The organism is Thermus sp., from assembly GCF_056332225.1.
In genome coordinates, this window is record NZ_JBWGQW010000054.1 from 1 (window position 1) to 9,912 (window position 9,912).

The window sequence follows — 9,912 nt, forward strand, 5'->3', positions numbered from 1 at the left end:
GTACGTTCTAGGCCGCTATGACGCGCGAAAGCATAGCGGCCACTATTTTTTCAGGCCCAGGGATAGGTAGCAACTTGGGTGATAGTATTTCTTCGTGCCCGGCCTCGTCTTCGCCGAAAGGACCCACCCCGGCCTCAAGCGCTCCAAAAACGAGGACGCCGTGGGCCACCTCCTCACCCCTTGGGGTGGGGTCTTCGTGGTGGCCGACGGGATGGGGGGGCACCGCACCGGGGAGGTGGCGGCCAGGCTCGCCGTGGAGAGCATCCTCGGCCACTTCCACGAAGCCGAGCCCTCCCCCAAGGCTCTCCTGGAGGCCTTTGAGCGGGCCAACGCCCGCATCCACCAGGAGGCCCAGCGCCCCGAGAACCGGGGCATGGGCACCACCGCCACCTGCCTTCTCCTGGACCTGCCTTATGCCCTTGTGGCCCACGTGGGGGACTCGAGGGCCTACCTCCTGCGGGGGGAGGAGTTCAGCCTCCTCACCGAGGACCATTCCTGGGTGGCGGAAAGGGTGCGCCAGGGCCTCCTCACCGTGGAGGAGGCCCGGACCCACCGCTGGCGCAACGTGATCACCAACGCCTTGGGCTCCTTTCCCCAGGCCCGGGTGGACCTGCTGGGGCTTAAGCTCTCCCCGGGGGACACCTTCCTCCTTTGCAGCGACGGGCTTTCTGGGGTCCTGGAGGACCGGACCCTCAAGGAGGCGCTGAAGAACTTTCCTCCCGAGGAAGCCGCCCGGCGTCTGGTGGAGCTGGCCAACGAGTGGGGCGGGCCCGACAACATCAGCGCCATCGTGGTGCGGGTGCCGGAGGACCTCCCGGAGTCCACCCGCCCCTACGCCCTGCCCCTGGAGGCCGCCCGGGGAGCCCCGGTGCGCCTCAAGCTCGGGGAGGAGCCCGAGAAGCTCCCCACCCAGGTCCTGGAACCCCGAAGGCCCCGGATGGACTGGCGGGACTTCCTTCTCATCCTCCTCTGGATCGTGGTGGTGGCCTACATTCTCCTGGGCTACTTCCGCCCCTGAGGCTGCTAGACTGCTAGGGGTATGGAACGGACCTTCGTGATGGTCAAACCCGATGGCTTCCGGCGCGGCCTGGTGGGGGAGATCCTGGCCCGCTTTGAGCGCAAGGGTTTCCGCTTGGTGGGGCTCAAGCTCTTGAAGATCTCCCGGGAGCTTGCCGAGCGGCACTACGCCGAACACCGGGAGAAGCCCTTTTTCCCCGGCCTGGTGGGCTTCATCACCTCGGGGCCGGTGGTGGCCATGGTCCTGGAGGGCCCAAACGTTGTGGCCGAGGTGCGGAAGATGATGGGGGCCACCCACCCCAAGGACGCCCTCCCCGGCACCATCCGGGGGGACTACGCCACCACCATTGATGAGAACGTCATTCACGGCTCGGCCACCCCGGAGGACGCCGAGCGGGAGATCGCCCTCTTCTTCCGCCCCGAGGAGCTGCTTTAAGACCGCCCCGAAAAGGCCTTCTCCGTGCCGCCCCTAGCCCTCCTCCGGCCCCTGGGGGAGGGTCTGGGCCCGCAGGCGCTCCCAGGGGAAGTCGTCCAGGGGGTAGAAGCGGTCCGCCTGCTGGGCCAGGCGGTGGGAGGAGAGGGCGTGGAAGGTGGTGTTCTCCACCTGCTTGCCCATGTCCTGCACCACCCGCACCACCTCGGCGAAGTCCCCGTCCCCGGAGACCAAGACCGCCACGTCGTAGGCATCGGCGTAGGCCAGGCGCAGGATGTCGATGGCGATCTGGATGTCCACCCCCTTCTCCACGAAGCCGTCCGCCCGCCTTTCCAGCCTTCCCAGGCGCACGGCCACGTAGGGCACCCGCTTCAGGTAGTTGAGGAAGCTCTGGTGGGCCTTGGCGGCGGGGTCTTCGGGGGGCAGGGGGGCGTTGTAGTAGTAGGCCCGAAGCAGCTTTCTCCCAGCGGCGAGGAGGGTGATGAACTCCACGAAGTTCAGCCGATAGTCCGAACCCAGATGCTGCACCAACCCCTTGTAGAGGTTGGAGCCGTCGATAAATATGGCTACCCTTTCCATACGGGCCCGCCCCTTCCCGGGCACCCTCAGTTTATCCCCTAAGGGTGAGAAGGTTTATAGCCCACCGCTCCTTTGAGCGGTGGGGGAGGTATACCGCTTTCGGCTTAGCCCTTACTGGGCAGGGGAATCCTACCACGCCTTTCCCATGAGCGCAAGATGAGGGAAGAAAATGCGCTCTAGGAGCGTTCTTTTTGCGTTTCCGCGTACACGTCGCGGAAGACGCCGGGGATGGGGGCGTGGGGCTTGTGGACCCGCACCCTCACCGCCTGGAGGCGGGGAAAGGCCTCCATGAGGGCTTCCGCCAGGTGGTCCGCCAGGGCTTCTATCAGGTAAAAGCGGCGGTGGCGCACCGCCTCCTCCACCAGGGCGTAGACGGCGGCGTAGTCCACGGTTTCCTCGAGGCGGTCCCCCTTGCCCTCAAAGGGCACCGTGAGCCACAGGTCCACCACGAAGCGGGCCCCGAGCCGCCCCTCTTCGGGCATGACCCCGTGGTGCCCGTAGAACTCCAGGCCCAAAAGGGCGATCTCTCCCATCCTCACCTCCTAGTCTGGGGCGGTGAGGGCCTTCCAGACCGCCAGGGCCTCCCGGTGGGCCCGCACGTCATGTACCCTTAGCAGCCTCGCCCCCTTCTGCGCCGCGTAGAGGTGGGCGGCCACCGAGCCCAAAACCCGGTCCCTGGGCGCTTCCACCCCGGTGAGCTCCCCGATCATGCGCTTGCGGGAAAGCCCCACCAAAACGGGGTGGCCCAGGGCCACGATCTCCTCGAGGCGCTTGAGGAGGGCCAGGTTGTGGGGGAGGAGCTTGCCAAAGCCAAACCCGGGGTCCAGCACCACCTGGGGCACCCCCGCCTTAAGGGCCCTTTCCGCCTGGGCCTGAAGGAAGGCCTTCACCTCCGCCACCACGTCCCGGTAGCGGGCGTGGGCCATCATGGTGGCGGGGTCGGGCACGGGCATGTGCATGACCACCGCCGCCACCCCAAAGCGGGCCGCCAGGGCCACCATCCGCTCGTCCCTAAGCCCGGTGACGTCGTTCAGGAGGTGGGCCCCGAGCTTTAGGGCCTCCTCGGCCACCTCGGGCTTACGGGTGTCCACGCTCACCGGAACCCCCAGTTCCAGCACCGCCTCCAGGACAGGGAGAAGCCGCCTCTTTTCCTCCTCCACCGGCACGGGAACCGCCCCAGGCCGGGTGGATTCCGCCCCCAGGTCCAGGAGATCCGCTCCTTCCTCCACCAGGGCTTTGGCCCGGGCCAGGGCCTTTTCCGGCTCCAGGTAGAGGCCCCCATCGGAGAAGGAATCGGGGGTGAGGTTGAGAACCCCCATAAGCCGGGGTTCGGAGAGGTCCAAGGTACGGTCCCTAAGCCAAAGCACGCCCGGATTATAATGGCGGCGAGGGGGTGAAGGATGCGCCTTTTGGCAGCGGTGGATCTGGGAGAGGCTCTCGAGGCCGTGGTGGAAAGCGCCCGTTTTCTGGAAAGGGGCCTAGGAGTACCCGCCTTGCTGCTCCACGTGGTGCCCGCCTCCTACTGGGAGGCCCTGGGGAGGCGTTTTCCCCACCTAGCCCCTAGGGCGGAAGAGGTGTTGCGCCTCGCCGAGGCCGAGGTGGAAAAGGCCCTTGGCGCCACCGGTCTTCCCGCCCAGGTCCTTCGGGGGTTTCCCGCCCAGGCGGTGGCGGGCGAGGCCCTAAAGAGCAAGCTGGTGCTTCTGGGTCGGGGCGGGGAGGCGCCCCTCGAGGCCATGGCCAGGGGAGGGCTCGTCCGCTACCTCCTCCACCGGGGGGAAGTGCCCGTCCTCCTCCTGCCCAGGGCGCTTACCCGGGTGGACCGCATCGCCGTGGGCCTGGACGACAGCCCCGCAAGCCTGGCCGCCTTCCGTGTGGCCGAGGCTTGGGGCAAGGCCCTAGGGGCGGAGGTTTTGGGCCTCCACCTGGTGAGCGGGGAAGGGGGGTGTTGCTTCCCCACCTACCTGGACCCGGCGAGGCTTTCCGCCCGGGAGGTCCTGGAAAGGGCGAGGGCCCACCTGGAAGGCCTTCTCCGGGCCACCGGGGCGGTGGAGGTGACCTGGGGGGAGGAGGAGCTGGACCTTTTGAGGCTGGCCGAATCCCGGGGAGCGGACCTCTTGGTGCTGGGCTCCAAGGCCAAAAGCTCCTGGCGCCACCGCCTGGGGCGGATGGTGGAGGTCCTCGCCCTGCGAAGCCCCCTGCCCCTTTTGGTGGTCCCGGAGGCCGCGGTCTGGTAAGGTGGGGCGCATGCGCCACGGGCCCGGCTGGTTCCTTGCCCTATCCGCCTACTGGTTCGCCACCAGCTTCAAGTGGTTCCTGGTCCTCCTGGTGCTCCTCCCGGCCAAAGTGGCGGAGGTCTCCCCCCCGGAGGAGAAGGCCTCGAGGCTCGGCTTCCTCTTCGGCTTAGGGGCGGTGATGGCCATCCTGGGCCCGCCCCTCATGGGCTACCTTTCGGACCGCCTGGGGCGGCGGAGGCCCTTCCTCCTTTGGGGGAGCCTGCTCACCGCCCTAACCCTTTGGCTTTTGGTCCACGCCCCGAGCTACGGGGCGCTCCTTGGGGCCTACCTTCTCCTGCAGCTCGCGGACGACCTGGCCACCGGCCCCTACTCCGCCCTCATCCCCGACCTGGTGCCCAGGGGGGAACGGGGCCAGGCCTCGGGGTATATGGGGGCCTTGCAGGTCCTGGGGCAGGTGCTGGGGGGAGCGGTGGGCTTTGGGCTTTCCCTGGCGCCCCAGGCCTACCTGGCGGCCCTGGTCAACCTCCTGGGGGCCGCCCTTAGCCTCCCCTTGGTGCCCGAGCGCCTGCCCCAGGCCAGCCCCCGCCCCTTCCTCGCCGCCGTGGCCGCTCCCTGGCGCGACCGGGACTTCCTTCTCGTCTACCTCACCCGCTTCTTGGTCATGCTGGGCTTCTACCTGGCCCAGACCTACCTCCAGTACTTTCTGGCCGACGTGGTGGGGGTCTTCACCGTCCTGGGGCGGGTGCTCACGGAGGAGCCCTTCCAGGCGGTGGCCCTTCTGGGCCTCCTCATCTCCCTGGGGGCGGCTTTGGCCAGCGTGCCCGCGGGGAGGGCCTCGGACCGCCTGGGCCGCAAGCCCCTCATCTACCTCTCCGGGGCCGGGCTTGGGCTTCTGATGCCTTTTGTTCTCCTCTTCCCCCGCTACGAGGTCCTCCTTGCCCTTTCCCTCTTCTTCGGCCTCTTCTACGGGGTGTACTTGGCGGTGGACTGGGCCTTGGTCTCCGACGTCCTCAAGGACCCCCGGGCCCACGCCACGGACATGGGCCTCTGGCAGACCTCCATCGTGGTGCCCCAGGTGCTGGCCGGGGCTTTCGGCCGCCCCTTGGACCTCCTGAACGCCCGGGAGCCCGGGCTGGGTTACTGGGTGCTCTTCCTCTTGGCGGGGACCTTCTTCCTCCTAGGGGCGTTCTTGGTGGCGGGCATCCGCCGATCCCGTTGAGCGCCCTGAACGGGATTCCCGCCTCTACCGCCAAGACGTCCTATCTGCCCCTAGGCCGCTACACTAAGGCCATGGACCTCACCCACTTCAAGGACGGCAAACCCCACATGGTGGACGTCACGGAGAAGCCCGCCACCTTCCGCACCGCCACCGCCGAGGCCTTTGTGGAGCTCACGGAAGAGGCCTTGGCCGCTTTGGAAGGGGGCGGGGTGGGCAAGGGCGATCCCCTGGCGGTGGCCCAGCTGGCCGGGATCATGGCCGCCAAGAAGACCGCGGACCTCATTCCCCTCTGCCACCCCCTGCCCCTCACCGGGGTGGAGGTGAGGGTGGCCCTGGAGCGGGAGGTCCGGCGGGTCCGCATAGAGGCCACGGTGAGGACCAAGGCGGAGACGGGGGTGGAGATGGAAGCCCTCACCGCTTGCGCCGTGGCCGCCCTGACCGTGTACGACATGCTCAAGGCGGCCTCCAAGGGGCTCGTGATCTCCCAGGTGCGGCTCCTCCACAAGGCGGGCGGAAAGAGCGGGGAGTGGCGGCGGGAGGAGTAAAGGTACCCCCAAGGTGTATCCTTAGGGCATGCGCCTGGCCATAGCCCTCGCCAAGCAGGACGAGACCAAGGTGTATCCCGGCCCCTTCGGCCACGCTCCCCGCTTCGCCATCTACGAGGTGGCCGAGGACGGAAAGCCCCGCCTACTGGAGGTGCGGGAGAACCCCTACGCCGCCATGGAAGGGGGGGACAAGCACCAAAGGATGCGGGAGCTCCTTAAGGACGTGGACCTACGGGTGGGAGCCCGCTTCGGCCACGGGGGGTCCGTGGGGGCGTTTCCTTTGGCGGACCGCCTCGAGGTGGGCCCGGTAAGCGTGGCCGAGGCCCTGGAGCGGGTCAGGGAACGCCAAAATAGCGCCTGAGGAGCTCGCGGTCCTCCGGGGAAAGGGGGGTGCGCTCCAGGTAGACCTCTACCCCCCGCCGCACCCTCTCCGGCGGCTGGCCTTGGGGCCAGGGGGTGGGTAGGGGAGAGGCCCCTCCTTGGTCCTCCGGCGAGAGCAGACCCTCCTCCGGCCCCGAGGGGAGGGGGGGAGGCTCAAGGGAAGGGCCTTGGGTCTCCCTCTCCCCTAGCCCCGGGGTTCCCTGCGGGCGCTGCCCCGAGGGGGCTTCCCCTGGCCCGGGACGCCCCCCTTCTTGGCCGGAGGCGGGGGCCTCCCTTTCCTCCCGTCCCCCCGGGAAAGAAGGGGTTTTCGTGCCCGAGGAAGAAGGGGTTGGGCCCGGAGGGCCGCCCTGCGTGGCCTCGGCCCCGGCCTGGCCCTCATCCCGAGGGCCCTTCCCCTCCGGCGAGGAGGCTTCCCGTGCGGGCTCCACGGTGCGCTCCACCCCGGGCGGGAGCCAGGTCCCGCCTCCCGGGTCCTTCCAGAGGGCGGGGGCCAGGGCCAGAACCAGGACCAGGAGGTAGGCCAGAAGAAGCCAGCCGGGAAAAGGGGGGAGCTCCACCCGCGCGCGCCTGGCCTCCTGCCAAAGCCGCTCCTCCCCGTAGGCCAAAGCCGTGGGGTAGGCGAGGCTTTTCCGGGCGATGGCCCTTAGGGCCTGGCCCTCAAAGGGCCGGGCAGGAAGCAGGAGGGCAAGGGGGGAGGCCAGGGCCCAAGTGGGATGGAGAAGGCCCAGCAGAGCCAGGCCCAAGGCCAGGCCGAGGCGGTAGCGCCAGGCCAGGCGGTCCGCGTAAAGGCGGTGAAACCCTGGGCCCATGCCTAAGGCCATTATCCCTCCGGGGCGGCTGGAAAGGGTGGCCCGGGGCCTAAGGCCCCGGGGGGAGGGAGTACACCGGTCTACTTGACCGGGGGACGGGACTTGAGGACCTCTTGCGGGGAGAACGCCCTGGCCCTTTGCGCCTTCACCTCGGCGGCGGCGATGGGCTTGGCCTTGGACTTGGCGAAGGCGGTGAGGACGTGGTTGAGGAGGTCGGCCACCTCCTGGTCCTTGAGCTGGCGGAAGGGAGGCATGACGCCGTTGTAGGTCTTTCCCTCCACGGTCAAGGGCCCTTGGAGGCCGTAAAGCACCACCCGGATCAGGTACTCCCGGCCCCCTTTGGCCTGGACCAGCTTGTCCAGGTGGGTGAGGGGCGGGAAGGCCCCGGGGAGGCCCTGGCCTTGAGCCTGGTGGCAGCTTTGGCAGTGGGCGGAGAAGAGCTTGGCCCCAGGGCTTTGCGCCAAGGTCAACAGCCCCAAGACGGGGAGCAGGAAAACCAGGCGCCGCATACCCCAAGCATAGGGGCCCCCCGGGCCTCAGGCTAGGGGCGTTTGTCCTTGGGGGGTGTAGGCACACCGCGGGTCGGCGGCCAAGGGGTCTCCGGTCTCGGCCCAGGCCCTGGCCCGGCTCCCCCCGCAAATCCCCCGGTACTCGCAGGCGCCGCACTTCCCTTTCAGGAGGTCCTTGTCGCGGAGCGCCCGGAAGAGGGGGCTCTCTCGGTAGATTTCCAGGAGGGGTTTTTCCCGGATGTTCCCGGCAGAGAGGGGGAGGAACCCGGAAGGGTAGACCTCTCCCGTGGAGGAGACGAAGACGAACCCGAAGCCGTCGGAGAGGTGGACGCCCCGCCCCTCCCCCACCAAAGCCCCGTCCTCTCCTCCTTCCCTCCGGCGGCGCTCCAGGGCTACCCGGCGGAACATGGGGCCCTCGGTGGTGCGCACCTTGAAGGGGTAGCGGCGGGAGAGATCGTAGAGGAGGTGCATGACCTCCTCGTACTCTTCCGGGGAGAGCTGGTCCAAAAGGGCCCCCCGGCCCACGGGTACCAGGAAGAAGACCTCCCAGGTGGCCACGCCCTTCTCCGCCAGGATCGCGGCGATACCGGGGAGTTCCTTCCAGGTGCGGCGGGACACGGTGGTGTTCACCTGGGTCATGAGGCCCACCTCCCGGGCCCAGTCCAAGGCCTTAAGGGCCAGGGCGAAGGTGCCCGGCACGCCCCGGAAGCCGTCGTGGGCCTCGGGGCTTGCCCCGTCCAAGGAGATGGCCATCTGGTGAACGCCGAGCTTTCGGAAGCGGGCGACCACTTCTCGGGTAAGCCTGGGGGTAACCGCGGGGGTGAGGCCCACCTTGAGGCCGAGGCGCCTGGCCTCTTCCAAGAGGAGGAAGAGGTCGGGGCGGGCCAGGGGGTCGCCGCCCGTGGGCAGGAGGATGGGCTTGGGGGTGTAGGTGGCCAGCTCCCGCAAAAGCCTTAGGCCTTCCTCCGTGGAAAGCTCCCCGGGGAGGGGGTCGGGCTCAGCGGAGGCCCGGCAGTGGAGGCAGGCCAGAAGGCAGGCCCGGGTCATCTCCCAGGCCACCAGGAGGGGGAAGCGGTGGAGGTCGGGCTTCATGCCCTAAGGATGGGGGAGGGGTTGGGGGACAGGTGTCCCTAGCGGGGCAGGGTGAGGCGGTAGGTGAAAAGGCGGGCTTCCTTGGGCTTCAGGGCCGCCTCGAGGCGGTACCCCTCCGGCACGAGGACCGCCCCGGGGAAGTCCAGCCGGAAGCCCCGGGGAAAGGTTTCGGCGAGGAGCAGGCGGACGGGGTAGGGGTAGGGGTTTTCCAGGCGGGTCTCCACCCGGTAGGTGGCCTCCTTCTCGGTCTGGGCCAGAAGCTCCACCTTCCGGCCGAGGCGGGCCATCAGGTCCTGGCCGAGCCAGACCTCCGCCACCTCCCCTTGGGGCGTGGCCGGGAGGAGGGCCTGGCCCAGGAAAAGCCCCCCTTCCACCGCCTCGAGCCCCCCGGGGGCGAGGGGGAAAGGCGCCCTGAAGCGGTAGCCCCGCTCCAAGGGGAGGAGGCTTTCCGCGCGGAAGGGGCCTTGGTAGCGGAGAAGCCTCTCCGGGTCCACCTCCTTTCTGAGGAAGGGAAGCTCGGTGGTGCCGGGGAAGAGGGTCCTTGGGGGAAGCTCGTAGCGGAAGAGGCCAAAGGGGCTTTCTGAGGCGGGGGTTTCCTCCAGGGACAGGGCGCGGAGGGCAGCCTGGGGGACGGCCCGGGCCCGCACCTCCCCGGCGAAGAGGGTGAGCCTTTCCGCCCTCAAGGCCTCCCCTTCAAGCCTAAGGCGGGCCCAGGCGGTGAGCTGGCCTTCTTCAAGGGTGTAGAACACCTCTCCGGAAAGCCCCGTATAGAGGTAGCGAAGCGTCGCCTTCCCCTCCCCCCGGTAGCGGAAGAGCACGGCGCTTCCCTGGAAGACCCGTTCCGTTTCCTCCACCCCAATAAGGCGCAAGGAGCCCGGGAGGATGCGGGAAAACTTCTCCCCGGCCAGAAAGACCCAGGCCCCAGCGGGAAGGTCCACGGGCTCCTTCACCTCGGCGAAGCCGGGGTAGACCGCCACCTCTTGGGCCAGGGCAGAAAGGCCTAGGGCGAGGAGGGCGAGGCTTTTTTTCATACCCCCATTCTACAGGATTCTACAGGCGATGGCGGCCACTTCCCAGACTTGACCGATATGCGT

The 9,912-nt window shown here is 68.7% G+C and carries 13 protein-coding genes; 6 read left to right on the forward strand and 7 right to left on the reverse strand.

Translation table 11 applies throughout. The annotated features are described in order from the left end of the window. The first annotated feature begins 94 nt into the window (after nucleotides 1–94). The gene (locus AC01Y6_RS08625; RefSeq protein WP_347240390.1) at nucleotides 95–1,018 is read left to right on the forward strand and encodes a PP2C family protein-serine/threonine phosphatase; all 924 of its coding nucleotides are present in this window, start codon (nucleotides 95–97) and stop codon (nucleotides 1,016–1,018) included. Nucleotides 1,019–1,039: 21 nt separating this feature from the next. Further along, nucleotides 1,040–1,453, forward strand: coding sequence for a nucleoside-diphosphate kinase (gene ndk, locus AC01Y6_RS08630; protein WP_428716401.1), 414 nt, complete (start codon nucleotides 1,040–1,042; stop codon nucleotides 1,451–1,453). 33 nt (nucleotides 1,454–1,486) lie between these two features. On the opposite strand, the gene AC01Y6_RS08635 is transcribed toward ndk, so the two are convergent. The 3 genes from AC01Y6_RS08635 to folP all read right to left on the reverse strand — a co-directional run bounded on the left by AC01Y6_RS08635 (nucleotide 1,487) and on the right by folP (nucleotide 3,396). Next, entirely contained in the window at nucleotides 1,487–2,029 is a 543-nt protein-coding gene (locus tag AC01Y6_RS08635; protein WP_347240392.1) for a LabA-like NYN domain-containing protein, read from the reverse strand. Nucleotides 2,030–2,205: 176 nt separating this feature from the next. Then, a complete protein-coding gene (folB, locus tag AC01Y6_RS08640; protein ID WP_428716400.1) occupies nucleotides 2,206–2,562 on the reverse strand; it encodes a dihydroneopterin aldolase in 357 nt (118 codons plus the stop codon). A gap of 9 nt (nucleotides 2,563–2,571) precedes the next feature. Further along, the gene (folP, locus tag AC01Y6_RS08645; RefSeq protein WP_347240394.1) at nucleotides 2,572–3,396 is read right to left on the reverse strand and encodes a dihydropteroate synthase; all 825 of its coding nucleotides are present in this window, start codon (nucleotides 3,394–3,396) and stop codon (nucleotides 2,572–2,574) included. Between the two features lie 33 nt (nucleotides 3,397–3,429). On the opposite strand from folP, the gene AC01Y6_RS08650 reads away from it, so the two are divergent. The 4 genes from AC01Y6_RS08650 to AC01Y6_RS08665 all read left to right on the forward strand — a co-directional run bounded on the left by AC01Y6_RS08650 (nucleotide 3,430) and on the right by AC01Y6_RS08665 (nucleotide 6,388). Then, nucleotides 3,430–4,263: a universal stress protein gene (locus AC01Y6_RS08650; protein WP_428716399.1), complete on the forward strand. Its 834-nt coding sequence runs from the start codon at nucleotides 3,430–3,432 to the stop codon at nucleotides 4,261–4,263. Nucleotides 4,264–4,273: 10 nt separating this feature from the next. Then, a complete protein-coding gene (locus AC01Y6_RS08655; RefSeq protein ID WP_428719776.1) occupies nucleotides 4,274–5,482 on the forward strand; it encodes an MFS transporter in 1,209 nt (402 codons plus the stop codon). 71 nt (nucleotides 5,483–5,553) lie between these two features. Further along, entirely contained in the window at nucleotides 5,554–6,027 is a 474-nt protein-coding gene (gene moaC, locus AC01Y6_RS08660; protein WP_347240397.1) for a cyclic pyranopterin monophosphate synthase MoaC, read from the forward strand. A 28-nt stretch (nucleotides 6,028–6,055) separates the two neighbouring features. After that, nucleotides 6,056–6,388: a NifB/NifX family molybdenum-iron cluster-binding protein gene (locus tag AC01Y6_RS08665; RefSeq protein WP_428721690.1), complete on the forward strand. Its 333-nt coding sequence runs from the start codon at nucleotides 6,056–6,058 to the stop codon at nucleotides 6,386–6,388. Here the strand turns inward: AC01Y6_RS08665 and AC01Y6_RS08670 are convergent. The 4 genes from AC01Y6_RS08670 to AC01Y6_RS08685 all read right to left on the reverse strand — a co-directional run bounded on the left by AC01Y6_RS08670 (nucleotide 6,363) and on the right by AC01Y6_RS08685 (nucleotide 9,849). Then, the gene (locus tag AC01Y6_RS08670) at nucleotides 6,363–7,229 is read right to left on the reverse strand and encodes a hypothetical protein (RefSeq protein ID WP_476671134.1); all 867 of its coding nucleotides are present in this window, start codon (nucleotides 7,227–7,229) and stop codon (nucleotides 6,363–6,365) included. The genes AC01Y6_RS08665 and AC01Y6_RS08670 overlap by 26 nt on opposite strands. A 68-nt stretch (nucleotides 7,230–7,297) precedes the next feature. Then, nucleotides 7,298–7,726 carry a c-type cytochrome gene (locus tag AC01Y6_RS08675; protein ID WP_476671135.1) on the reverse strand — a complete coding sequence of 143 codons (429 nt, stop codon included), beginning with the start codon at nucleotides 7,724–7,726 and terminating at the stop codon, nucleotides 7,298–7,300. 27 nt (nucleotides 7,727–7,753) lie between these two features. Next, nucleotides 7,754–8,818, reverse strand: a complete 1,065-nt coding sequence (locus tag AC01Y6_RS08680; RefSeq protein ID WP_428719780.1) for a radical SAM protein — start codon at nucleotides 8,816–8,818, stop codon at nucleotides 7,754–7,756. A gap of 38 nt (nucleotides 8,819–8,856) precedes the next feature. Continuing rightward, nucleotides 8,857–9,849 (reverse strand): hypothetical protein, encoded by a 993-nt coding sequence (locus AC01Y6_RS08685; protein WP_476671136.1) that lies wholly within the window; start codon nucleotides 9,847–9,849, stop codon nucleotides 8,857–8,859. Nucleotides 9,850–9,912 lie beyond the last annotated feature (63 nt).